The 24,827-nt window shown below is 60.9% G+C and carries 22 protein-coding genes, 1 pseudogene and 1 other annotated feature; of the genes and pseudogenes, 18 read left to right on the top strand and 5 right to left on the bottom strand.

The window, feature by feature from the left end:
* Nucleotides 1-81 precede the first annotated feature (81 nt).
* A complete protein-coding gene (locus tag JG739_RS28800; RefSeq protein WP_010914007.1) occupies nucleotides 82-834 on the bottom strand; it encodes a carbonic anhydrase in 753 nt (250 codons plus the stop codon).
* A 680-nt stretch (nucleotides 835-1,514) separates the two neighbouring features.
* Between JG739_RS28800 and JG739_RS28795 the strand changes: the two genes are divergently transcribed.
* Nucleotides 1,515-2,162 (top strand): acyl-homoserine-lactone synthase, encoded by a 648-nt coding sequence (locus tag JG739_RS28795; protein WP_044549225.1) that lies wholly within the window; start codon nucleotides 1,515-1,517, stop codon nucleotides 2,160-2,162.
* Nucleotides 2,163-2,616: 454 nt separating this feature from the next.
* Nucleotides 2,617-4,440: a glutamine--fructose-6-phosphate transaminase (isomerizing) gene (glmS, locus tag JG739_RS28790; RefSeq protein ID WP_010914009.1), complete on the top strand. Its 1,824-nt coding sequence runs from the start codon at nucleotides 2,617-2,619 to the stop codon at nucleotides 4,438-4,440.
* Nucleotides 4,441-4,835: 395 nt separating this feature from the next.
* Here the strand turns inward: glmS and JG739_RS28785 are convergent, their stop codons facing one another.
* On the bottom strand, nucleotides 4,836-5,099 hold the full coding sequence (locus JG739_RS28785; protein ID WP_006329192.1) for a hypothetical protein: 264 nt from the start codon (nucleotides 5,097-5,099) through the stop codon (nucleotides 4,836-4,838).
* Between the two features lie 332 nt (nucleotides 5,100-5,431).
* A complete protein-coding gene (locus JG739_RS28780) occupies nucleotides 5,432-6,595 on the bottom strand; it encodes a porin (RefSeq protein WP_202364447.1) in 1,164 nt (387 codons plus the stop codon).
* A 1,341-nt stretch (nucleotides 6,596-7,936) separates the two neighbouring features.
* On the opposite strand from JG739_RS28780, the gene hemN reads away from it, so the two are divergent.
* Nucleotides 7,937-9,262 carry an oxygen-independent coproporphyrinogen III oxidase gene (hemN, locus tag JG739_RS28775; RefSeq protein ID WP_202295898.1) on the top strand — a complete coding sequence of 442 codons (1,326 nt, stop codon included), beginning with the start codon at nucleotides 7,937-7,939 and terminating at the stop codon, nucleotides 9,260-9,262.
* Between the two features lies 1 nt (nucleotide 9,263).
* Here hemN and JG739_RS35615 read toward each other — a convergent pair whose 3' ends face one another.
* Entirely contained in the window at nucleotides 9,264-9,554 is a 291-nt protein-coding gene (locus JG739_RS35615; protein WP_286295265.1) for a ZinT/AdcA family metal-binding protein, read from the bottom strand.
* A 53-nt stretch (nucleotides 9,555-9,607) separates the two neighbouring features.
* On the bottom strand, nucleotides 9,608-9,796 hold the full coding sequence (locus JG739_RS35610; protein ID WP_244749616.1) for a hypothetical protein: 189 nt from the start codon (nucleotides 9,794-9,796) through the stop codon (nucleotides 9,608-9,610).
* Nucleotides 9,797-9,861: 65 nt separating this feature from the next.
* On the opposite strand from JG739_RS35610, the gene JG739_RS28765 reads away from it, so the two are divergent.
* From JG739_RS28765 to JG739_RS28695, 15 genes and pseudogenes are all read left to right on the top strand, one after another.
* Nucleotides 9,862-10,263, top strand: a complete 402-nt coding sequence (locus JG739_RS28765; RefSeq protein WP_202364446.1) for a hypothetical protein — start codon at nucleotides 9,862-9,864, stop codon at nucleotides 10,261-10,263.
* Nucleotides 10,254-10,643, top strand: coding sequence for a hypothetical protein (locus tag JG739_RS28760; RefSeq protein ID WP_202364445.1), 390 nt, complete (start codon nucleotides 10,254-10,256; stop codon nucleotides 10,641-10,643). The genes JG739_RS28765 and JG739_RS28760 overlap by 10 nt, the downstream gene beginning before the upstream one ends.
* A gap of 653 nt (nucleotides 10,644-11,296) precedes the next feature.
* Entirely contained in the window at nucleotides 11,297-13,327 is a 2,031-nt protein-coding gene (locus tag JG739_RS28755; protein WP_202367692.1) for a conjugal transfer protein TraG, read from the top strand.
* A gap of 118 nt (nucleotides 13,328-13,445) precedes the next feature.
* Nucleotides 13,446-13,859: a CopG family transcriptional regulator gene (locus JG739_RS28750; protein WP_202364444.1), complete on the top strand. Its 414-nt coding sequence runs from the start codon at nucleotides 13,446-13,448 to the stop codon at nucleotides 13,857-13,859.
* Complete coding sequence (gene trbB / locus JG739_RS28745; protein ID WP_202364443.1) at nucleotides 13,856-14,815, top strand: P-type conjugative transfer ATPase TrbB; 960 nt, start codon at nucleotides 13,856-13,858, stop codon at nucleotides 14,813-14,815. The genes JG739_RS28750 and trbB overlap by 4 nt, the downstream gene beginning before the upstream one ends.
* Before the next feature lie 20 nt (nucleotides 14,816-14,835).
* Nucleotides 14,836-15,144, top strand: coding sequence for a TrbC/VirB2 family protein (locus JG739_RS28740; protein WP_202364442.1), 309 nt, complete (start codon nucleotides 14,836-14,838; stop codon nucleotides 15,142-15,144).
* A complete protein-coding gene (locus JG739_RS28735) occupies nucleotides 15,144-15,416 on the top strand; it encodes a VirB3 family type IV secretion system protein (protein WP_006329217.1) in 273 nt (90 codons plus the stop codon). Before JG739_RS28740 ends, JG739_RS28735 begins: the two co-directional genes overlap by 1 nt.
* A complete protein-coding gene (gene trbE, locus JG739_RS28730; protein WP_202364441.1) occupies nucleotides 15,410-17,860 on the top strand; it encodes a conjugal transfer protein TrbE in 2,451 nt (816 codons plus the stop codon). Before JG739_RS28735 ends, trbE begins: the two co-directional genes overlap by 7 nt.
* A complete protein-coding gene (trbJ, locus tag JG739_RS28725) occupies nucleotides 17,857-18,582 on the top strand; it encodes a P-type conjugative transfer protein TrbJ (RefSeq protein ID WP_065004902.1) in 726 nt (241 codons plus the stop codon). The genes trbE and trbJ overlap by 4 nt, the downstream gene beginning before the upstream one ends.
* Before the next feature lie 31 nt (nucleotides 18,583-18,613).
* Nucleotides 18,614-19,934: pseudogene (gene trbL / locus JG739_RS28720) on the top strand (P-type conjugative transfer protein TrbL).
* Nucleotides 19,935-20,660, top strand: a complete 726-nt coding sequence (trbF, locus tag JG739_RS28715; protein ID WP_202295869.1) for a conjugal transfer protein TrbF — start codon at nucleotides 19,935-19,937, stop codon at nucleotides 20,658-20,660. It begins immediately after the preceding pseudogene.
* Between the two features lie 8 nt (nucleotides 20,661-20,668).
* Nucleotides 20,669-21,685, top strand: a complete 1,017-nt coding sequence (gene trbG / locus JG739_RS28710) for a P-type conjugative transfer protein TrbG (protein ID WP_446720516.1) — start codon at nucleotides 20,669-20,671, stop codon at nucleotides 21,683-21,685.
* An 11-nt stretch (nucleotides 21,686-21,696) separates the two neighbouring features.
* Nucleotides 21,697-22,911, top strand: a complete 1,215-nt coding sequence (locus JG739_RS28705; RefSeq protein WP_202364440.1) for a TrbI/VirB10 family protein — start codon at nucleotides 21,697-21,699, stop codon at nucleotides 22,909-22,911.
* 12 nt (nucleotides 22,912-22,923) lie between these two features.
* A complete protein-coding gene (locus tag JG739_RS28700) occupies nucleotides 22,924-23,193 on the top strand; it encodes a DUF2274 domain-containing protein (RefSeq protein WP_010914026.1) in 270 nt (89 codons plus the stop codon).
* Nucleotides 23,194-23,560: 367 nt separating this feature from the next.
* Nucleotides 23,561-24,792, top strand: a protein-coding gene (locus tag JG739_RS28695) for an IS3 family transposase (RefSeq protein WP_244749615.1) whose coding sequence is annotated in 2 segments (ribosomal slippage) — nucleotides 23,561-23,852 and nucleotides 23,852-24,792 — 1,233 coding nt in all. Because the reading frame shifts where the segments join, the coding sequence is not laid out codon by codon here.
* Nucleotides 23,845-23,961, top strand: a sequence feature (AL1L pseudoknot). (Overlaps the previous gene by 117 nt.)
* Nucleotides 24,793-24,827: the final 35 nt, after the last annotated feature.

Below are 24,827 nucleotides of genomic sequence, written 5' to 3'. Positions count from 1 at the left end.
TGCCAGCGCCACCAGGGTGCCGTCGTACTGTTCGAAACCCCCCGATTGTTACCGCGGTTTTGCTTGACGCGCGCGATGACCTTAGCTGAGGCCTAGGATGAAGCGCCGATTGGAGGGACGGATCGACCGCGCGTTAGATGCGTAAAGCGTCGTAAACCGCTTGATGTCTGCGGTGTCGACCTCGACCGGTTCCATTGCAACCATCCACTCCACGTTTTCGGTGCAGGGCGGAGTCGTTAATGATCCCTCATAGGTCCAATAGCCGAGCGAGGCCGGCAAAAGCCCGTTGGGATCGAACTCGTCAACTGCCATCTCCTCGCCGGGCCGGGCCGGAAAGACCTTGGCGAGACCGGCAAAGCTGTTATTTGTCGCGCCAGGCATAAGAAGGGCGCTCAGCACACCCAGAGTATCGCTCTTTGTGTCTTTATGGACAAAATGCGCTTCCATCGGGAAGCTCATGCCCGCCACGTGATGCTCGCTCGGCGCGTGGAAATGCAACTGTGCCAGTTGGTAGACGCGATCCCCGCGGGTCAAGGTGCTGCCTTCCGGCATGTTGATTTGAATGGTGTGGCCGTTGTTCACCATCCTGCCGCCGCCCTTGAGCCAACTGATGTCGATGCGCGGTATATCCGCCTTTACCGTGCCGGCGATGTCGATGGGTGACTGCTGCCTGCCCGCCGAACAGGCGAAATTTCTCGTGTCCAGATCGGCCCAATGCTCCGGCCCGACCGAGCCGCCATATCCCCAATGGGCGCTGGCCGCACGCGCGGTCTGGGCGCAGATCGGGCACACGCCCAGCGCGATGAATGCTCTAATCAGGTTACGACGATGCATATTGCCTCGCTCCTTGATGCGAACCTTATGTCCTTGCTTCCAATTGGTGCAGTCAAGGCACAGCCGCAAGGGCGGGCGTAGGTTGAGCCGCGCCACCAGCGTACACGCCAGCCAGTCCTCGTCGAACTGGTAAACTGGAAGAAGCGTCGCCGCCGGCGATCGTTGGAGGCTACGCTCGCCGGTCCGTGGAAATGGCTGGCGACGTGGCTCAGATTCACCGTGCCGCCGCTGATCAGGCCAACAACCAGCACAGCCGGCGTCGCCGGTCCGGCTGTTACTCGGCGGTATGTGGCGCGTAACGTTGAAGCGGGAGTGTCGGGCAGGCAGTGCATTGCAAAGGATCCCCTCTTTGGCGAGACGAATTCCTCCATTCCAACTGATTCCCGACCTCTCGGCCACCCACTGTGTAGCCTGCCCGCCACGCTCCCAAGACCATAAAGGCATGGATAAAACTCGCGAATACGCCTTGGAAAGCAGGTCTCAAAGGGCAAGGGGACCTTCCATCTGGAAAATGCCAAGCAAAGCTCGCGTTCGGACGATCCATGCGGTTGCCAGGCTGGCTGCCTCCGGTCAGGCGAGATCCGGATCCTTCCGCGAGGATAGCTGTAAACGTCCACAGGCTGCATCGCTGTGCGCTTTGCCCTTCGATGGCGGGAACACAACCCGCACGGAGGCGACGAATGATTCAGCTGATCACACCTGGCCTCTACAGCGAATTCGCAGGCGAGCTCAAAGAGATGCACGGGCTCAGATATCGGGTTTTCAAGGAGAGGCTCGATTGGGAAGTTCAGACCGGAGGCGAAATGGAAACAGACACCTTTGACGACTTGAAGCCTGTCTATCTGCTGCTCAAGGGATCCGATTGGCGAATTCGTGGCTGCGTGCGCCTCTTGCCAACCACTGGGCCGACCATGTTGCGCGACACATTCCCGGCGCTGCTGGGTGAAGCTGTGGCGCCCGCGAGTCCCGACATATGGGAAAGCAGCCGTTTCGCGCTCGATTTGCCCCCATCAACGCCCAAGGCGGCAGGCGGCCTTGCCCAAGCAACCTACGAGCTCTTCGCCGGCATGATCGAATTCGGCTTGGCCAACAATCTCACCCGGATCGTGACGGTGACCGATACGCGTATGGAACGGATCCTTCGCCTCGCAACGTGGCCATTGTCGCGCATCGGAAAGCCGCAGCCCGTCGGCAAAACGGAGGCGGTGGCCGGGTTTCTCGAGATCTCTCACGCCAGCCTGTTGCGCATCCGCTGGAGGGGACGTCTGAATGGGCCGGTACTGTGGCGACCGATTCTCGGCCTGCCGCACGGCCCATGCGGTAGCTAAGACGTGGTGCGTGGCCCCAGGGATCGGAAGAGAGGGTTTGCTTCTCGTCGCCGAAAGGAGTCATTGCGTCCGGCCTGGAGAAGCAAACCGAGGAATGATGCATGAAGCAGCGTCCGCACAATTGAACGACGAGATCAAAGAGTGCGCTGGGGCTACCCATTCGCACTCGGCCCAAGTATTCCCCGTCTCCTCCGGCCGGCTTGCATGCTATTAACGCAGGTGAGGGCGCCGGCCATGATATGCGCAGCCCGTTGAAGGCGGAAGCGTACGCCCCGGTTCACATCACCCGCATTGGACTGAGATTTAGTTCATCCATGGCGTGGATGATGGCTATCCCAACAATCAATTTTACCGAACTGACTGGATTCCATTAGAAGACTCTAACTGAGCGCATGCCGGGCGGCGTCCCTCGTCTGCGTCGGCTAAGGCTGCCGGGAAGAATTCGGAGAAGAACATGTGCGGAATTGTTGGCATCGTTGGGCAACAGCCGGTGTCGGAACGCCTGGTCGACGCATTGAAGCGTCTGGAATACCGCGGCTATGATTCGGCCGGCATTGCGACGATCACCGATGGCACCTTGCACCGCCGGCGCGCGGAGGGCAAGCTCGTCAATCTCGAGAGGAGACTCAAGGAAGAGCCGCTGGGTGGTACCATCGGCATCGCCCACACCCGCTGGGCAACCCATGGGCCACCGACGGAACGCAATGCACACCCGCACTTCACGGATGGTGTGGCCGTCGTCCATAACGGCATCATCGAGAATTTCGCCGAACTGAAGGACGAATTGGCGGCGACGGGAGCCGAGTTCCAGACCGACACCGACACTGAGGTCCTTGCGCATCTCTTGGCAAGGCACCGCCGGGAGGGCATGAGGCGTGGTGAGGCGGTGCATGCCATGCTGAAAAGCGTCAGGGGTGCCTACGCGCTTGCCATCCTCTTTGAGGATGATCCGTCGACCATCATCGCGGCGCGCAATGGACCACCGCTGGCGATCGGTCACGGCGACGGCGAGATGTTCCTGGGCTCCGACGCGATCGCGCTTGCTCCATTCACGAATGAAATCACCTATCTCATCGACGGTGACTGGGCCGTTGTCGGCAGGACGGGCGCTGATATATTTGATTACGACGGCCACCCCGTCGCGCGTCCGCGCCAGACCTCCGTGGCCGTGGCCACTCTGGCCAACAAGGGCAGCCATCGCCACTTCATGGAGAAGGAAATCCTCGAGCAGCCCGAGGTCATCGCCGATGCGCTCGGTCATTATATCAATTTCATCGAAAATGGTGCCGATGCGGTTTCTGGCATCGACTTCGCCAAGATCCCGAGCTTGGCGATCTCTGCCTGCGGCACCGCATATCTCGCCGGGCTGATCGGAAAATACTGGTTCGAGCGCTATGCGCGCCTGCCGGTCGAAATAGATGTTGCATCCGAATTCCGCTATCGCGAGATTCCATTGTCGCCGCAGTCTGCGGCTCTGTTCATTTCACAGTCGGGCGAAACCGCCGATACGCTGGCATCGCTGAGGTACTGCAAGCAGCTTGGGCTGAAAATTGGCGCTGTCGTCAATGCGCGCGAATCGACCATCGCTCGGGAGGCCGATGTGGTCTTCCCGATCCTTGCCGGCCCAGAGATCGGCGTCGCCTCCACCAAGGCCTTCACCTGCCAGCTAGCCGCTCTTGCCGCACTCGCCATCCACGCAGCCAAGGCCCGCGGAACCGTGACCGAAGATGAGGTGCAGGCGCTCGTCGAGAGCCTCGCCGAAATGCCGCGCCTCATGAGGCAGGTACTGGACAGCATCCAGCCGGAGATTGAGCTTCTGTCGCGCGAACTGTCAAAGTGTCATCATGTCCTTTATCTCGGCCGTGGCACAAATTTCCCGCTGGCGATGGAGGGGGCGCTGAAGCTCAAGGAGATTTCCTACATCCACGCCGAAGGCTATGCGGCGGGTGAATTGAAGCACGGTCCTATCGCATTGATAGACGAGAACATGCCAGTGATCGTCATCGCGCCACATGATCGCTTTTTCGACAAGACCCTCTCCAACATGCAGGAAGTGGCCGCCCGCGGAGGGCGCATTATCCTCATCACCGATGGAAAAGGGGCAGCCGCATCGAAACTCGATACGATGCACACGATCGTGCTGCCGGCCACCGACGAGATTATCGCGCCGATGATCTTCTCGCTGCCGATACAGCTTCTTGCGTACCACACGGCGCTCTTCATGGGCACAGATCTCGACCAGCCACGCAACCTGGCAAAATCAGTCACCGTCGAATGATGTGACGCCTTCATTAGTCGCAACGCTCGCCCATTCGGAAAAAACTCCAAGCACTTCAACCGGGGCTCAAGCGCGCCGCTACCGCCTTGCCGTTATTTGCTGGAGCATGCCGTTTAGCGACGATTGGTTATCCCTTTGGCCTCCCCTCACGCTGCTTGGCTGTGCCTACTGGCAAACCCGGTCGAGAAAAGCATCGAATACGCAGCAATAGCGCTAACCACAAAGCGATCCTCCTGCCGCATGCGGATAAAACCCTTCGCTGTCCCTATTTCGTCCTCGCTCGATGATTGCGGCTCGCCGCGGTCTTCGTCGGTGAGACGGTTGCCCTTTGACTTTGCCAGGCGGCCAGCTGCGATGTGCGGGCTGTAGGAATCCCGTGTAACCTCGTTCTGGATCTAACGCTCACCGATAGGCCCGGCCAGTCGCAAGAGGACCGGGCGATGATCGGACACTTCCAGGAACCGCTCGATGGTTCGGTCGAGCGCGAGGATCATGAAATCGTGGCCGCACGGCACGAGATTGGGCGAGATAAAGACATGGTCGATCAGCGACTTGAAGGGCGCCTTGACGCAGGTGATTTGCTTGTCCGAAGCATCCTGCGCGGCGAGCGCGGTCAGGCCGGCGGCGGTCAGCGCGGTCTCCGGAAGCCAAGGTTGCATTGAGTCGCCGCCGATTCAGTCGTTATCGAAGCTGGGATACTAGGCGAGTTCGGCGATTGCTTCGGCGATCACGCGCCCACCCATCTGCCGGCGGCCTCCACCGTGTCGCCGGACTGCGCCGCACGCGTCAGCGCAAGTGCCGGGACCGCCAGCAAACCTGCCGCAACGCTTTGCCAGCTGTCACATCCCGGCAGGCGGGGCATCGGCCGCGCCCTAATCGCAGCTGTATCCGATTGCAAACGTGCCAGCGCTTATCTGCCGCAGGCGTGGCAGGTCCCCCGCATAATCGTCATTCGCCGCCTGAGGCCACCGAGATGAAGCTCTTCCTCCCGTTAGAATGAACGTTCGAAACGGAGGATGCCGCCGACACTGCTCTTTTTGTTGGCATTCGCCCAGCTAATGGAAGGGTCGACCTTGCCGACGGCGAAGTCGCCGTAGCGGTCATAGTCGAGTTCGGCTGTAATTGTGAAATCTGCAAGAAACGTATAGGCGACGTTTGCAGCGACACCATAGTTCCTGAGCTGATCACCCGAGAGCTGAAGATTCAACGAAGTTGTCTCATTGAGCTTGTAAGTGGCGCCGGCCCAGAAAGCCCAGTTACCGCCCCAACTTTTGTAGAACCCGCGACCATGAGCGTCGATTGCGTTAGTGACGTCATCGTTGAGCTTGCCGCTGGAGCCGTAGCCGAACATTCCGAATAGCGAGAGTTGGTCGGTAACATCGACGTCGATGCGGACCTTGCCCGCGACCGATTCGTAGTTGCTATCATAAGCGACAACGCCGGTGATCGCGCCCCAGTGTTGTGTGTATTTCACTCCGCCGACTAGGTGCGGAACGTAGCTGTCGATGGTGCCGACCAGGCCCGAGCCTTCTTCGAGTGAAACCACAGCCGAAAAGCCGTTACCGGCGTCAAAGTAGTACTGAACCACATTAGTATCGAAGGCGCCGTACGGGATAAGCATCTGATTGAGCACGTCGCCCGCGTAGCCAATAAACATGTCGAAGGCGGACCAGTCCTTGCCAACTCGGAGGCCACCAAGCTGAACCCAGGCGAAAGTCAACGTGATGCCTTGGCTGAAGGCATGGTATCGAGGACTGTCCGAACCGGAATAGGCGGTGTGCTTGCCGTAGTTCATGCGGGTCTCGATGTAGGTCTGCAATGTACCGAGTTCGGTCTCTTGCCCGGTCCAAGTTTTGAATGTGAAGCGCGTGTGGTTTTGCCATATGCCCTGGGCCTCGCCAGTCTTCACATCCGTGGTTCTAGCTTGGTCATACGACACGACATCGCCGAGGCCGATGTCGTAACGGACATAGCCGCCGATGCGCAGGCAGGTCTCGGTGCCGGGGATGTAGTAGTAACCAGCGCCGTAAACGTCGCAGATCTTGACGTATTCAACGGGCTCAGGCTCGGCCAGGACGATGGCGTCGGCGGCTCGGGCACAGGAAACGGCGATCAGGGCCGCAGCTGAGCCGAGCAGGAGGCTCCTGATGTTCATTCTTGATCTCCGTTCAAATATTAAAGAAGGGGACGTCAACGAACGAGCCAGCCCCTTCCTGTCCCCACAATCGAAAACGATGCACATCGCGCTGCGCCCATCGCAGTATGACGCACGGGTCATAATAATGATTCAACAACAGAGGCGATGAATCTGAATCATACTTCCACGCGATAAGATGTTGTTCTCATATCACCTGCTTGAAATGCCCGGGGGAGGAATCAAACACTTCTGGGTCGATCGCCATGATTATCTCCGATAGCTGCGGGCGTACCGGCTTCAGAAAATCACCCCGCAAGCGACGTGCCAACCTCACGACCAAGCTACGATTGACACTCAAGTTTGCCGTCGGACCTTGGCTTGCGTTTCCTTTTTTGCTCTGAGGGTCAAGCTGAGCACGAAAAGCAAATGTTTCGGACATGGTTCGTCTGTTCGCTTCGCGACAGTATCGTTCAATGGCGATAGCTTTTGTTTGTTTTGAGCCTCGACATTGTTGACATCATGCGAGTGCACCGCTCGGTACGTCAGCCGAGATGCCCCACTGATGCCGACATGCCTAGGCGTAAGCGTCCTCGTTAGGGCGAAGGGCCACACCTCGGCGGTGGCGAGGTGCACCAGCTTTCCAGCTAGTCCGGACAAAGTGGTTCCGAAAGGCGGGAAGGTCGAGACGAGCCGTTGTAAGCCCCTCTCTGAATCGGAAGCCGTGCATGGGCCATTTTTGTTTTTACGGAAGCACATGCGAATTCGCTCGATTGTCAGCTGCGAGCGATGCTTGAGTTGCGCTTCACTCCGGCGCTTTGCCGGGCCACAGGAGCGCGATTTGTCGGTGATCATGCGCCTGGCGTAGCGCTACTTTCTAAATTGGTTCATCAGGCTTGCAGCCTTGGCAGGGGCGGACCTGGACGGTCTCCTCGAGCACAATTCCCGCTCTGACAGACGGTGCGCCACAGCCAAAGCCTCGTGCCGGCAATTAATACGACGAACTCATCGAGATGCCAGGTATCGCTACGTGACGCCGTCTTACGCACCAGCCGGCGAGCAAAAGTCTGGTCCCAACGCCGAATCGACTGGTCGGACGGGGCATGCTGCGTTCCATCGGACGCTGAAGGGAGGGGATAGGATAGGATAGTAGCACCAAACGGTGTGCGGGAAAGTCTCGACGGGAAACCCACGGCGCTTGTCGCTGACCAGCGCGTGCTCATACCATCGCTGTCCAGCCAAGGCTGAATGGGGCTATCGCTGCGAAATAATCGGGCCCAAAGCGGACCGGACTGATACAGCGCAAAGACACAGGAGAGCGCAGTGGTAAGGATGGAAGGCAACAACATGGGACGGTAACTGTTGCAGACCACAAAACATCGCGAAGCCCACCTGCCTTGGTACACCATCTATCCGACTGTCGCGGAGTTCTCTGGGGCGGTCGGCGCCGACGCTTATGAGGAATGGCTCAGGAACCTACCGGCTAACGATCCGGCGTCACTCTACTTGCACGTTCCGTTCTGCCGATCAAAGTGCTGGTATTGCGGCTTCCCCACCACCATCACCCGCCATGATGCGCCGATCGTTAATTATCTGGCGGCGCTGCGTGACGAGATACGTTTGGTCTCGGAGCACGCGCCGCAGGCGCTGCCCGTGAGCGATGTGCATTTCGGCGGCGGAACGCCAACTCTCATGGGGCCAGTTGAGTTCCTCGCCCTGACGGAATTCCTGCGCCGCCACTTTGCGCTTGCGGAAACAGCTACGATCGCCGTCGAGATCGATCCACGCACGTTCACGGCCGATATGGCCGAAGCCTTGCAAGCAGCCGGCGTGAACCGCGCGAGCCTCGGCGTGCAGAGCTTCGATCCCATTGTTCAAAAAGCGATCAACCGGGTCCAGAGTGAGGCGCAGACGGCGGCTGCCGTCGAAATGCTGCGTCGGCATGGAGTGACAAGCATCAACTTCGACCTCATCTTTGGTCTCCCGCATCAAACGGTGCAGTCTTGCGTCGAGACCACGAGGGCGGCGGTCGCCATGCGCCCCAACCGGCTTGCGGTGTTCGGCTACTCGCACATTCCGTCCTTTATTAAGAATCAGCGCCTCATCGAGGAGGCATCGCTTCCGGGCAGCGCTGCCCGCGCCGAACAGGATGCGGCCATTGCCGTGACGCTGATTGCCGCCGGCTACCGAGAGATCGGGCTCGACCATTTCGCCTTGCCGGACGACGATCTCGCGCTGGCACAGAAAACCGGTCGCCTGCGGCGCAACTCGCTGGGCTACTCGGCCGACACCTGCAAAACCCTGATCGGTTTCGGCGCGTCGGCTATCGGGCGTGTCGGCGAGGGCTACGTTCAGAACGAGGTTACACGGGATTCCTACTGCCGGCACATCGCGGCTGGCCGTCTGGCGACGTCAAAGGGCTACCGTCTCACCGACGAAGACCGCGCGCGAGCCGCAATTATCGAGCGACTAATGTGCGATCTCGAGGCCGATGTGCCGGCAATCTGTGCCGCCCACGGATCTGATCCGATCCATTTTCTCGATTCAGCTGAACGCTTGGCGATGCTTGCCAAGGACGGGATTGTGGACATCGAAAAGGGTTTTGTCCGCGTACGGCGGCAGCATCGCTTTGCGATGCGCGTTGTCGCTGCCGCATTCGACGCTTTTCTCGACCGGGTTGCCCGCTGAGTCAGCCAACCAAGTGTGAGGAGGCCAAGGCGACGCCGAAGCGGAATTTGACGCCCATGCGGTTTCCTTTCTTCGAGGTCAGGATTTCACAGCCGTCGCCAGGGAAGCAGGCCTCAAGCGGCTTCCCGCCCTCGAAGAATGCCACGGTGTCGCCATCGATCGTGATCCGCTCGAATTGGTGCGATAGCCGATCTCGTAGTAGGCGCGTACTCATCTGCGCTCTGGTCGCCGCTCTCCGCCTTATAAGCCATGACTGGATCGAGCGTTCCATCGTCAGGAAGGGATAGACCAACTGCCAATCCCGGACCCAAATTCGACAGGGCGCGCTGCTTGATCTGGTCGTCCTCAAATGTAGATCGGCTGGACCGCGGGATCGTGGCTATATGCGTGATCTTTCTCAGCTGCTTGATCGTGGATCTTGCCGCTCCCGCCGACGGCCACGATGTGGAAGGGCTTGCCCTCCACGGCGATCTCGCCGTTCCTGGTGAACGATCCCGCCGACACGATACGATATAGGGCTTGAGGGTCGGTCACGACGATGTTGTCCCCTGCCGCGGCGATGCACGGCCGTGCCCGTCCATCGAATAGAGGTCGTGAGCTTGAGCGAGTTGGCGATCTTGCCAGCCACGAACCTTGGCGTTCTGGTGACGCTCAACAAGGCGACCGCAGCAATGGAACGTGCTGCCAGAGAAGCCGAATCCGTTGAGGCGGGCGGCAAGCTGCGGCCGCGCGTGCAAATCTGTAGGGTCAGGGAACTACTATTGAAGGGCAGAAAGCCCACGCTTCCACCTGTCTATGACATTATCTCTGCCGCTGCCGCCCGGCAGGTGGCCGCCGCGGTTGCCAACGCGACAGGAAATACGGGACCCGCCGTCCTTCAAATATTCCATCGCCGGCAGCGGACAGAAAGCCACGAACGATCAGTCGCCGACACCTGTGAACAAGCCGTGTGCGACGTTGCAATCATCCATTTATTGGCTCAACTGCCCACATGGCCGTGAATGAACTGGATTTGTTTGTTTTCCAGATGGCAGTGGAAAGCGTCCGCTCACTCTGCTTGAGCTTCAATGACAAAGCGGCGGAGATAGCCGCGAGGAGCCGCGGAAACCTGCTTTTCGATGTGCGGATCGATGATGACGCCGAGGTCCAACGGCTCGCAGCCATCCGATATCGAGGCGGGCAGATTGGTGTGCTGGCGTTGGACAGACAAGGCCTTATTAGCCGCTACTGCGTCGTCGACGGTACCTTCTCCCGCTTCATTGCACCGTTGGAGAATTGGACCAGCATGCCGGTGTCAATGCAGGCCAAAATCGATGTCACTCACCATGCCGGCCTCTTCCTAGGCGCGTTGCGAAATGCCGGTCATATGCTTCGCAACTAGCGCTGGCGGAACGCATCTGTGGATCTTTGCATCCGCCTGGGCGTTTGAGCCGGCGGCTCATCGAGGTTCTGCAGCGCGCGGATGTGCCACGGCCGGGGTGATAGCCGCCTCTGCCCAACAGATCGCCGGCGAGGGCTTGTCGGACAATGAATGTCAATTCACCGTCCGAGAAATCGTGTCTGGCTCACAAGAAGCACAGCGAATTGAAACTGAAACGCAGTCCAGCTGGGAAATCCAGCGCGAAGGCCGGAAGGTAATTTATCTGCGATAGAGGCAACGGGAAGGCGCCTTCCACTTATAAGGCAGCGCCCAATATGTCGGTACTCGCCTGAGGAATTCCCATGGCGGGCAGGGCTACCTCGCGATCCGATCTCGTTGTACCTCAGACCGGACTCGATGTTACGAATTTCCTCAGCGGCTTGCCCGCATGCCACCGCCAGTTCCCCGACCACGTGCTCACGATAGGCACGAACGATATGAGTCCCCTCCGACATAGCAGTCCTCGGGAATGCGCGAATATTGATACACCTCGAAGGAGAGCAACGGCGCGCCAAACAGCCTCTCATCGCACCAAGTCGTACATAGGGCGCATTCCTGTTCCGGCCGTCCCGCGCGATCCTCGATCCATCTCTCCAGAACAGCGGAGCAAGCCAGTGACGCCCACGAAGCTTCTGATTGGGCAGATCGCCATTGTGTTCGCCATCGTTCTCCTCGGCGTGTGGGCTGCCACGCAATGGTGCGCTCATATGCTAGCCTTTCAGGAACAACTCGGCGCGCCATGGTTTGTCGCGGCTGGCTGGCCGATCTACGAGCCGTGGAAACTGTTGGAATGGTGGTTCCAATTCGATGCCTATGCGCCCGAGGTATTCGACAAGGCGGGCATGCTTGCGGGCACCAGTGGATTCATGGGCTGTGCCGCTGCGATCGCTGGTTCCCTCTGGCGCGCGCGCCAGCGCGGCTTGGTCACCACCTATGGCTCCTCTCGATGGGCGGCGACGCGGGAGATCGAGAAAGCAGGGCTGTTTCAGCCGGAAGGCGTCTTCCTCGGCAAACTGAAGGACCGGTATCTGCGTCATGACGGGCCTGAGCACGTCATGGCCTTTGCGCCGACACGTTCCGGCAAGGGCGTCGGGCTGGTTGTCCCAACCCTTCTCTCCTGGTCCGGCTCGGCCGTCATTCACGACATCAAAGGCGAGAACTGGCAGCTGAGCTCCGGCTGGCGGTCGAGGTTCTCGCATTGCCTTTTGTTCAATCCGACTGATCCGCGATCGGCCCGCTACAACCCGCTGCTGGAGGTACGCAAAGGTTCGGACGAGATTCGCGATGTCCAAAACATCGCCGACATTCTAGTCGATCCGGAAGGCGCGCTGGAGCGGCGGAATCATTGGGAGAAGACCAGTCATTCACTCCTGGTCGGCGCTATCTTGCACGTGCTCTACGCCGAAGAGGAAAAGACTCTTGCCCGCGTCGCCACCTTTCTGTCGGACCCGCAACGCTCGTTTGCCGCGACTTTGCGGCGAATGATGACGACCAACCATCTCGGTGCGGCCAATAAGCCTGAGGTCCATCCCGTCGTGGCCTCGGCGGCACGAGAGGTGTTGAACAAATCGGAGAACGAACGTTCAGGCGTCCTCTCGACCGCCATGTCTTTTCTCGGCCTCTACCGTGATCCGACCGTGGCGGCGGTAACATCGGACTGCGACTGGCGCATTGCCGATCTGATGGATGCGGAGTGGCCGATGTCGCTCTATCTGGTCGTGCCGCCATCGGACATCTCGCGCACCAAGCCGTTGGTGCGACTGATCCTGAACCAGATCGGCAGGCGGCTGACGGAGCGCCTCGAGGGTGACCCAAAGAAGAGCCGCAAGCATCAACTGCTCATGATGCTGGATGAGTTTCCGGCGCTCGGTCGCCTCGACTTCTTTGAGACCGCGCTCGCGTTTATGGCCGGTTACGGAATTCGTGCCTACTTGATCGCGCAATCGTTGAACCAGATCTCCAAAGCGTATGGCGACAACAACGCCATTCTGGACAACTGCCATTTGCGAATTGCCTTTTCCTCCAATGATGAGCGCACGGCCAAGCGAATCTCGGACGCGCTTGGCACGGCCACGGAACTCAGATCCATGCGCAACTATGCGGGCCACCGGCTGGCACCTTGGCTCTCGCATGTCATGGTGAGCCGCCAGGAAACCGCCCGCCCGCTGCTGACACCGGGCGAGGTGATGCAATTGCCGCCCGCGGACGAACTGGTGCTGGTTTCGGGACTGCCCCCCATCCGGGCCAAAAAGCTGCGATACTATGAGGATCACAATTTCACCGAGCGGGTGCTGCCTTCGCCGGTGTTGCGCGACGGACCCTACGCGGACTGCCCGATGTCGCGGCCGGACGATTGGACTGGGCAAGTACGCGGCGTCGACCGTCGTCTTGCGTCCGACGATGAAAGCGCTGGCGCCGCGCTTGCGGACGAGGGAGGTGTTCAGCAGCAGCGCCATCCTGGCCTACCCGAAGAACATACCGCCGTCACCCAGGAACCGGACCAGGACGATCTGTCCAGACCCGCAGACGATGATAGCGAGGCGATGGCGGACAAGCGCGTCATGGACCGGATCTCCACCGTCGCAGGTGCCTATGGCATCAACGAGGGAAGGGACGATGATAAGGATATCGTCCCCGGCTTCTGAACGCTTTCCGCAGCTCGGGCGTATCTCAGCGTAGATAACGGCCGTAAGCAATTTTGGGCATCTCGATAATGCTTGTTCCGCCGCCGGCCCGCCAGCGCCGGCCAGTTGGAACAAGCGCATGAAGCCCCACCGCATTCGTCACCAGTTTCTGCTCGAACCGGAATTGAGCGAGAAGCTGGACAACCTCAGCCGCGATCCCTCGACCACAAAATCCGCGGTCGTCGCGAAGGCCGTAGAAGCTTTCATCGAGCGGCGTGGCGAGAATGAACTCGATCGGCGCTATGGCATGAGGCTGGACCGTCTTTCCCGCGACCTCAGTCACGTCAGGCGCGATGTCGACATGACATTGGAAAGCTTGGCGCTCTTCATCCGCTTTTCGATCACGCTTCATGCCCACACGCCTGTTCCGGACAAGGCGACGCAGGCGATTGCCCAGGAGCGTTTCGACAAATTCGTCGAGCAGGTCGGTCGCCAGATCGCATCGGGGAAACGCTCGCTTGGCGAAGACAATGGCGGAGGAGGGGAAGGATGAGCGCTCATCCAGCGGCCGACCACCGACGCCGCGCCATGCTGCGCACCGCCATGGGTCCGACGATCACTGAGGCGCTGGCCGATCCATTGGTCATCGAGGTGATGGTCAATCCCGATGGTGCGCTGCGGCTCGACCGGCTGGGAGAAGGCCGAATCGATACGGCCGTGCATATGCATCCTTCCGAGGCGGAACGCATCATCCGCCTGGTCGCTTCCCACGTGCGTGCCGAGGCGCATGCGGACAATCCGATTGTCAGCGCCGAATTGCCATCGGGCGAACGCTTCGAGGGACTGCTGCCGCCTGTCGTGCTGGCGCCTTGCTTTGCCATCCGCAAACCAGCCGCAAAGCTCTACACGCTGGCCAACTATGTTGCGGATCGCATCATGTTGCCGCTGCAGGCCGATGCGTTGATAAAGGCAGTCCGAGAACGGCGCAACATCCTTGTCGCCGGAGGCACGTCGTCGGGTAAGACGACGCTTGCCAATGCGCTGCTGGCCGAAGTCGCCGAATGCGACGAGCGAGTGATCCTCATCGAGGACACCCGCGAACTGCAATGCGCAGCAAAGGACTGCGTTGCCCTGAGAACCAGGCGGGGCTCGGTCACACTCGCCGATCTCGTGCGCTCGACGCTCCGGCTCCGCCCCGACCGCATCATCGTCGGTGAAGTCAGGGGCGCGGAAGCGCTGGACATGCTCAAGGCATGGAACACCGGGCACCCCGGCGGCATCGCCACGGTTCATGCCAATTCGGCGCGCTCTGCCCTCTATCGCATCGAGCAGCTTGCACAGGAAGCTGTCGTCACCGTGCCGCGCCGCCTCATCGCCAATGCCATCGATCTCATCGTCTTCATCGCGGGGCGCGGCTCGTCGCGCCGCATCGATGCAATCGCTGAGGTCACAGGTCTCGACGGCAGCGGCGACTACGCCCTCACCCCACTCACGCCTCCGCAACTCTAGCAACTCTGAAAGGCCCCCTTATGCGCAAGAAGCTCCGCTTTCTTTCGTTTGCCGCGCTCGCGTTTCTTCTCACAGTTCCGGCGCACGCTGCCGGCTCCGGCATGCCTTGGGAACAGCCGCTGCAGCAGATCCTGGAATCGGTGCAGGGACCGGTCGCCAAAATCGTCGCGGTGATCATCATCATCACCACCGGCTTGACCCTTGCCTTCGGCGATACTGCAGGCGGTTTCCGCCGGCTGTTTCAGATCGTCTTCGGCCTGTCGATCGCCTTCGCCGCATCGAGCTTCTTCCTCTCGTTCTTCTCCTTCGGCGGCGGGGCGCTCGTCTGATGGCCGCCGGAGTGCAACATATCGAGGGCTTCGAGGTTCCCGTTCACCGGGCCTTGACTGAACCGATCCTGCTGGGCGGCGCGCCGCGGGCGGTGGCGATCCTCAACGGCACGGTGGCTGCGGCCATCGGACTAGGCTTGCAGCAATGGATTGCCGGGCTAGTGCTCTGGCTTGGCGGCCACACGCTCGCGGTCTTTGCCGCAAGGCGCGATCCCGACTTTGCCAGCGTGCTTGTCCGTCACCTTCGCCTGAGGGGATGGCTCGCATGCTGAACCTTTCGGAATATCGCGGCAAGGCCGACCGGCTTGCCGACCATCTGCCCTGGGCAGCACTGGTGGCGCCCGGCATCGTGCTCAACAAGGACGGCAGCGTTCAGCGGACTCTTCGGTTTCGCGGGCCCGATCTGGAAAGCTCGACCGAAGCCGAACTCATCGGCATCTGCGCCCGGGCCAACAATGCGCTTAGACGCCTTGGCTCCGGCTGGACATTGTTTTTCGAGGCCGAGCGCATCGAAGCGCTGGGCTATCCGTCCTCGCGTTTCCCGGACGCGGCGTCATGGCTGGTTGATGAAGAACGGCGTGCTGCCTTCGAAGGCAAGGTCGCGCATTTCGAGAGCCGCTATCACCTGACCTTGCTGTCCATGCCGCCACCGGACGCCCAGGCGCGGGCGGAAAGCGCGCTCGTCGACTCGCATCATTCAGAAGGCGAAAGAGACTGGCGCCAGGAGATGGCGCGGTTCCGTGACGAGACCGACCGTGTGCTGGATCTTCTGTCGGGCTTCATGCCCGAAGTGCGTCCGCTCGATGACGCCGAGACGCTGACATACCTGCACGACACGATCTCGACCCGCCGCCATCCGGTCGCCGTGCCGGAAATGCCAATGTATCTGGACGGCATCCTGGTCGATGTGCCGCTTACCGGCGGCTTGGAGCCGATGCTGGGTGAGCAACATCTTCGCACACTTACCATCCTCGGCTTTCCGAACCTCACCCGGCCCGGAATCCTCGATGCCCTCAATCATCAGGATTTCGCCTATCGCTGGATGACGCGCTTCATTCCGCTCGACAAGACCGAGGCCACCAAGACGCTGACCCGCTTGCGCCGGCAGTGGTTTGCCAAGCGCAAATCGATCGTCGCAATCCTGCGCGAGGTTGTAAGCAACGAACCCGCTCCGCTCGTCGACAGCGACGCCGACAATAAGGCGCTCGACGCCGATGAAGCACTTCAGGCGTTGGGCGGCGATCATGTCGGCTTCGGGTATCTCACTGCAACGGTGACGGTATGGGACGAGGATCGCCAAGCCGCCGCTGAGAAACTTCGCGCGGTCGAGCGCATCATCAATGGGCTCGGGTTCACCACCATCCGCGAAAGCGTCAATGCGGTCGAAGCCTGGCTCGGCTCGCTGCCGGGTCATGTCTATGCCAACGTTCGTCAGCCGCTCGTTCACACGCTGAACCTTGCCCATCTCATGCCGCTTTCCTCGGTGTGGGCCGGTCCTGCGGCGAACGAGCATCTGGCTGAAGTCACTGGACGAGAGGCCCCGCCGCTCCTCATCGCCGAAACCAGCGGGTCGAGTCCGTTCCGGCTTTCTTCCCATGTCGAAGATGTCGGCCACATGCTGATCGTTGGACCGACCGGCGCCGGAAAATCGGTGCTGCTTGCCCTGATCGCCCTGCAGTTTCGTCGCTATGCCGGCGCGCAGGTCTATGTCTTCGACAAAGGCAATTCGGCGCGCGCGGCAACGCTCGCCATGGGTGGAGAGCATCATGTCTTGGGTTCGGACGGTGCGCTTGCCTTCCAGCCACTGCGCAATATCGGTGATCAGGGTAGGCGCAGCTGGGCAGCTGAATGGATCGCCGGCCTGATTGCCCATGAGAACGTCACCCTCACGCCGGAGGTGAAGGAGGCGATCTGGTCGGCGCTCAACAGCCTCGCCACCGCGCCGGCGCAGGAGCGCACGCTGACCGGTCTGTCGGTCCTGCTTCAGTCCAATGCACTGAAGTCCGCCTTAATGCCCTACACGCTCGACGGTCCCTTCGGCCGATTGCTCGATGCCGATGACGATCGGCTGGCCTTGTCGGATGTGCAGTGCTTCGAGACCGAGGAGCTGATGCATAGCCAAAGCGCTGTGCTGCCTGTGCTCACCTATCTCTTCCATCGCCTTGAGGAGCGGTTCGACGGGCGACCGACGCTGCTCATGCTCGATGAGGCCTGGGTCTATCTCGACAATCCGCTTTTTGCTGCCCGCATCCGCGAATGGCTGAAGGTGCTGCGAAAGAAGAACGTATCGGTGATCTTCGCCACGCAGTCGCTTGCCGACATCGTCGGCTCTGCAATAGCGCCGGCGATCATCGAGAGCTGCCCACAGCGCATTTTTCTCCCCAATGATCGTGCCGTGGAACCGCAGGCACGGACTGCCTATGAGCGCTTCGGTCTCAACAACCGGCAGATTGAACTGATCGCCCGGGCCACGCCGAAGCGGCACTACTATTTGCAGTCGCGCTGCGGCAACCGTCTCTTCGAGCTCGGGCTCGGCCCCATCGCGCTTGCACTTTGCGGCGCCTCGGGTCCAGCCGCGCAAAGCCTGATCGACAGGGTCCTGTCCGAGCACGGGCAGGACAGCTTTGTCTTTCGCTTCCTCGGCGCCCGCGGCCTCGATTGGGCGGCCGAGCTTCTCCAGCAATTCCCTCAACCAACCAAGGAGCAATCGTCATGATGCGGCGCCGCTTTCTCTCGGGCCTGATCACCCTTTCGTTGATCGCCAAGCCGATGGCCGACTACGTGCAGCCGGCCTACGCGCTCATCGTGTTCGATCCGTCGAACTACGCACAGAACGTGCTCACGGCGGCGCGCTCGCTGGAGCAGATCAACAACCAGATCCAGTCGCTCCAGAACCAGGCGACCGTGCTGCAGAACATGGCACGCAATCTTCAGAGTCTGGATTTTTCTTCCGTGGGTCAGCTTACCGGCTCGCTCCAACGGATCGACGGTCTGATGGACCAGGCAAGTGGCCTGAGCTTTGATCTCAACAAGCTTCAGGACCAGTGGCGTAATCAATATCCGGAAAGCTACGACGCCACGATCAAGGTCAGCGATGTAGCGAGCGCCGCACGTGACCGCTGGCAAAGCGCAATGCAGGCATTCCGTCAGACCATGGGTGTTCAGTCGCAGATCGTCGAGAATGTTCGCGGTGATGGCGACCTGCTTGCCGATCTCGTCAACCGCAGCCAAGGCGCGGCCGGTGCGCTTCAGGCAAGTCAGGCCACTAACCAGCTCCTTGCGCTTTCGACCAAGCAGCAGATGCAGATCCAGACGCTGCTCGCAACGCAGTTCCGCGCTGAGGCCGAGGATGCGGCGCGCAAGGCGCAGTCCGAGGAGGCCGCGCGCGAGACGACAAAGCGCTTCCTCGGCACAGGCACGGCCTATCCCGGCAACTGATCACCAATCTCTTGACGACGAGGAAGGCGGCATGAACGACCTTGGGGTCATTGATCGCTTCATGGAGACCTTCATCCGCTACATCGATAGCGGGTTCGGTCTGCTCTCGGGCGATGTCGCCTTCCTTACCACGACCCTGATCGGCATCGACGTCACACTTGCCGGCCTCGCCTGGGCATTCGGCGGCGAACCCAACATATTCGGCCGGCTCATCCGCAAAGTGCTCTATGTCGGCGTCTTTGCCTTCATCTTGAATAACTTCAAGAACCTCGCCGACATCATCTATCGGTCCTTCGCTGGCCTCGGCATCAATGCGTCCTCAGGCAATCTCTCCGCCGACAATCTCCTGCATCCGGGCCGCATTGCCGCAACCGGTTTCGAGGGCGCCTGGCCGCTTCTCGATCAGGCAAGCCAGCTTCTCGGCTTCCCAGAAATCTTCGGCAACGCGCTCACCATCTTCGTGCTGCTCGTGGCCTGGTTCCTGGTCATCATCGCCTTCTTCATCCTCTCCATCCAACTCTTCATCACCATCCTCGAATTCAAACTCACCACTCTGGCCGGATTCATTCTTGTGCCCTTCGCGCTTTGGAACCGGTCAGCGTTTCTCGCCGAGCGCGTGCTCGGCAATGTCATCTCGTCGGGCATCAAGGTGATGGTGTTGGCCGTCATCATCGGCATCGGCTCCACGCTCTTTGGCGAGTTCGCTTCCGCGCTGCAAGGCAAGGAGCCGGATCTGGCCGCCGCCATGTCACAGGTCCTGGGCGCCTTGGCGCTCCTTGGTCTCGGCATTTTCGGACCTGGGATAGCCTCCGGTCTTGTCTCGGGCGCGCCGCAGCTTGGCGCGGGCGCCGCACTTGGAACCACGGCAGCCGCAGCCGGTGCATCGCTCGTTGCCGCAGGCGCAGCATTTGCCGGCGCGCGCACGGCAACCGGCAGCGGTCTCACCGCACTCCGTGCCGGCACGACCATGGGGTCAGCGGCTTCTACGGCCTGGCAGATCGGGCGCGCAACTGCCCGAGTCCGGCCTGTCCGGTGTAGCTGCTGGAATGCATGGTGTGACCAGCGCCGCCGGCGGCGCCGCAATGCGGGCGGCACGATCTGCCGCAGGAGGCTTCGGGCGCAGCGTTGATGCCGGGCGCGAAGCTGCCTGGACCGCGACCGGTGGTGCGCCGACCGCATCCATGACCGGAAGCCCTACTGGTCCGGTCGCTGATGCCGCGCCCGGCTGGGCCAGGCGCCTGCGTTCCGAACAGACAGCCCGTGCCCACCGTCACACCGCCATGCAGGCCGTCCGTGAAGGCGACAGGCCGGGAGGCAGCGCCAATCCCTCTCTCAACGACAAGGACGACTAAATGCTATTCAAGCGACCCATTCAACGTTACGGCAAGACGCCCGAGCCGGTCACGCCGTATCAGAAGGCCGCACAGCTCTGGGACGAGCGCATAGGCTCATCTCGAGTGCAGGCCCGCAACTGGCGGTTCATGGCTCTTGGCTGTCTGACCTTGGCGGCCGGACTTTCCGGCGGACTCGTGTGGCAGTCGATGCAGAGCCGCGTCGTGCCTTACGTCGTCGAGGTCGACGGCTTCGGCGAGGCACGCGCCGTTGCGCCGGCAATCCGGGGCTACGAGCCCTCCGATGCCCAGATCGCGTGGCATCTCGGCCGCTTCATTCAGAATGTCCGTTCCGTTTCCACCGATCCGGTGCTGGTGCGGCAGAACTGGCTTTCGGCCTATGACTTCGCCACCGACCGCGCGGCGCTCTTTCTCAACGAGTACGCCAAGGCGAACGATCCTTTCGGCCAGATCGGCACACGCAGCGTGTCGGTGCAAGTGACCAGCGTGGTCAGGGCTTCCGACAGCTCGTTCCAGGTCAAATGGGCCGAGCAGGTTTTTGAGCGCGGCAGCCTTGCCAGCACGACGCGCTGGACCGCGATCCTCACCATCGTGATCCGCCCGCCAAGTAATACTGACCAACTGCGCAACAACCCGCTCGGCGTCTTCATCAATGCGATCGACTGGTCGCGCGAGCTCGACAGTGCTGCGCCGACGTCCGTTTCCCCAAAAGGAGTCCACCAATGAAGAATAGAATGTCGTCGGTCCGTGCCGTGCTGATCCTGTCGGCCTCTACAGCAGTCCTCTCCGCCTGCGCGTCGAAGCCGGTACCGCCGCCTGAGATTTCCTATGATGCTGCCGATTTCAAACCAGCCGCAATCGAGAAGCCGCCGGAGAAGCCGGTCAAGATAGTCGAAGTGCCAAAGCCGCTGCCGTTGCCAGGTCAGCTACAGCCCGATCCGGGCAGGGTGGCCGATGACAAGCGCTCTCCTGAAGAACGGGTCTCCGATGCCAATAAAGCAGCGACGCAGCAACCCACCAGGTATGGGTACGTGAATGCGGTTCAGGTCTATCCATTCGCCGATGGCGCACTCTATCAGCTCTATGCCGCGCCGGAGCGCGTTACCGATATCGCACTCCAGCCGGGCGAGAAGCTAACAGCCGTGTCGGCCGGCGACACGGTGCGTTGGGTGATCGGCGATACCGTCAGCGGCACCGGTGACAATCAGCGCACCCATGTGCTGGTAAAACCCTTCGCGCCGGGACTTAACACAAATCTGGTGATCACCACGGAACGACGCACCTACCATTTGCAGCTTCAAAGCACCGAGAAGACCTCAATGGCGGCGATCTCCTGGACCTATAGCGAGGACCAGATCATCGCGCTACGCCAGCGCAACGCCCAAGCCGAGGCTGCCACGCCGGTGGCGTCGAATGTGGCGCTCGAGAATATCCGCTTTCGGTATTCAATCACCGGCGACACACCACCCTGGAGGCCGACGCGCGCTTTCGACGATGGCAGCAAGGTCTATATCGAATTCCCCCGTCGCATTGATCAGGGTGAAGCGCCTCCTCTCTTCATCGTCGGTGCCGATGGGGACAGCCAGCTCGTCAATTATCGCATGCGCGGCAACTACTACATCGTCGATCGCCTCTTTGGCGCTGCAGAACTGCGTCTAGGCAGCAAGCAGCAGCAGGTGGTGCGCATCACCAGGACTGACGGCCGGCAACCGCCGCGGCGGATTCCGCTCTTTGCGCGGCCCAGCAGGTGAGGGGAGCGCTCATGACCGATACTTCCCGATCCGATGCGCCGCCGAAACTCGATCCCGAGCAGCTGCAATTGCGAGCCTCGCCCCGCCGCGCTGTCCGATTCAGGCGCGGTGTGATCATCGCCATCGCTGCAGTCGGATCCGGTGCCATTCTGGGCGTCACGATGATGGCGCTTCAAGGACCGGCATGGCGTATCAAGCACCAGGCAGAGGACCGCTATAACACCGAGCGCAAGCCACCCGCCGAGGGACTAGAAGCGCTTCCCAAGGACTATTCCGGGATCATGCCGAAGGCCCCTGTGCTCGGACCGCCACTGCCCGGCGACCTCGGTCGCCCCATCCTTGAACGCCAACGTCAGCTCGGCATCGCGCCAGGGCAGGATATCTCCGCCGAGGAGCAGCGCCTTGCCCAGCAAGCAATTGAGGCGCGCGAGTCGCAAGTCTTGTTCCGGATCGACAATCGACCCAGACAGAGAGATGTCGCCGGCGGCGGGCCGAGTGCGCAGCAGCCGTCTGAGGCGCTTCCGCAATCCGGAGCGACGCGCACGTCAGCTTCCGTTGCCCAAGCCGAGGGTGACCAGAACAACCAACAGCGCAAGCTCGATTTTGTCAGTCAGCGAAACACAAGCGGGATCTACAATCCGCATGCGCTGCAGACGCCGGCCTCGCCCTACCAACTGATGGCCGGCAGCGTGATCGCGGCCAGTCTCGTCACCGGCATAAATTCCGACTTGCCTGGCCTTGTCGTCGCGCAGGTCACCGAGAATGTGCACGACACAGTCACCGGCAGCATTGTGCTCATTCCGCAAGGCTCACGCCTCATCGGCACTTATGACAGCGTCGTGGCTTTTGGGCAGAGGCGCGCATTGCTGGTCTGGCAGCGAATAATCCTGCCCGACGGTTCCTCGATCGAAATCGACAATCTGCCAGCGACGGATACTGCCGGCTATGCTGGGCTTGAAGACAAGGTCGATTTTCACACCTGGCAGCTGATCAAGGGAGTTGCTCTAGCGACGCTACTGGGCGTTGGTACCGAGTTGAGCTTTGGGGAAAACGAAAGCGACCTAGTTAAGGCGATCCGGGAATCCACTCAGCAAAACATCAGTCAAGCCGGCCAGCGCATCACCGAAAAGAACCTGAATATTCAACCCACCATTATCGTCCGCCCCGGTTGGCCCCTACGCGTGATTGTACACAAGGATCTTGTGCTGCGCCCATACCCGACTTGAACAGGAGTAATCATGGCAGATCTGAAACTTGGAAAGCTTCCGGACCGGACACCTTCGAAGATGACCATCACCGTTAGCGCGGACCTGAACCAAGCACTCAAGGACTATGCGGCGCTTTACCGCCAGACCTATGGCGAGTCTGAAACGGTAGCGGAACTCATACCTTTCATGCTGGCAGGGTTTCTGGAAGGTGACAGAGCGTTTGCCAAGGCCAGAAAGGAAAGCTTGCCCGCCGGCATGTCAGAGAAATCGCGACGCGTGTCAGGTTCAGATTCCGAGTAATCGAAGCATAAAGTTGGTCAATTGGCGCAGCCGCCCGGGTGCCTAATTTCCCGGCGGTCGCGGCCTACCGATCCGTCATGTAAGGCCTATGCGCGAACTTCGAGCAGCTGGAGGTCAAGTAAGTGCCTGGGCGGCCCGGAAACCGCGAACAGGCGCAGGGCGTGCTAGCCGCACTGATGCATGGTTTCAGACCCGTGGGAACGCCGTGCGGTTGTTACTCAGAATGAGCTCATCTCAAAGGGGCATTCAAGAGCCGCAGCGCTGAGTAGCGGAAGCCGCAATGGGGTGCGTCGCTGACATTCAGTGAAAGACTGGGCTGAACCGCGCCGGGTTGATCGGAGGCTCCAACTCCTGAGAAGGTGGAGCCATGACAAGCAAGACGACCAACAAGTTCTCTCCCGAGGTCCGAGCCCGTGCGGTGCGGCTGGTTCTGGATCACGAAGGCGAGCATGCCTCGCGGTGGGCGGCGGTGTCGTCGATCGCCGCCAAGATCGGCTGCACGGCGCAGACGCTGCATGAGTGGGTGAAGAAGGCCGAGCGCGACAGTGGCGTGCGAGCCGGTGTGCCTACGGATGTGGCGACGAAACTCAAGGCTTTGGAACGCGAGAACCGCGAGCTTCGCCAGGCCAACGAGATCCTTCGCAAGGCTTCCGCGTATTTTGCCCAGGCGGAGCTCGACCGCCGGTTCAAGCCATGATCGCATTCATTGACGATCACCGCGAGGCGCATGGGGTCGAGCCGATCTGCAAGGTGCTGCCGATCGCCCCGTCGACCTACCACGACCATGTCGCCAAGCGCATCGATCCCTCCCGGCTGTCGGCTCGGGCGAAGCGGGATGAGGCTTTGAAGGATGAGGTCCGACGCGTGTTCGAGGCGAACTTCCGCGTCTACGGCGTTCGCAAGGTCTGGCGGCAGTTGCAGCGCGAGGGCTTCGATGTCGCCCGCTGCACGGTTGCCCGCCTGATGAAGGCCATGGGCCTCGAAGGCATCATCCGCGGCAAGCCGATCCGCACCACGGTGAGCGACAAGGCGGCACCATGCCCTCTCGATCACGTCAATCGCCAGTTCCATGCCCCGGCGCCGAACATGCTGTGGGTCTCCGACTTCACCTACGTCGCGACCTGGACGGGCTTCGTCTATGTCGCCTTTGTCATCGACACCTATGCTCGCCGGATCGTCGGCTGGCGGGTGAGCCGGACGGCGCATGCCAGCTTCGTTCTGGACGCTCTGGAACAGGCTCTCCATGATCGGCGGCCCGTGCAGGGAGGCGGGCTCATCCATCACAGCGATAGAGGCAGCCAGTACGTCAGCATTCGATACACTGAGCGCTTGGCGGAGGCCGGCGTCGAGCCTTCGGTGGGCAGTGTCGGCGATAGCTACGACAATGCTCTCGCCGAAACGATCAACGGCCTCTACAAGGCCGAGGTGATCCATCGACGCGGACCATGGCGCTCGTTCGAGGCCGTCGAGTTCGCGACGTTGGAATGGGTCGACTGGTTCAACAATCGCCGGCTGCTGGAGCCCATCGGCAACATCCCGCCGGCCGAAGCCGAGGAACGCTACTATGCCATGCTGGAAGAACCAGCCATGGCCGCGTGACTCAAACGAAACGGCCTCCGGAAAACCCGGGGCGG

It is taken from the genome of Mesorhizobium sp. L-2-11, assembly GCF_016756595.1.
In the GTDB taxonomy this organism is placed as follows: Bacteria; Pseudomonadota; Alphaproteobacteria; order Rhizobiales; family Rhizobiaceae; genus Mesorhizobium.
Note: the sequence above shows the minus strand (reverse complement) of the source record. Positions and strands in the feature narration are given on the sequence as shown.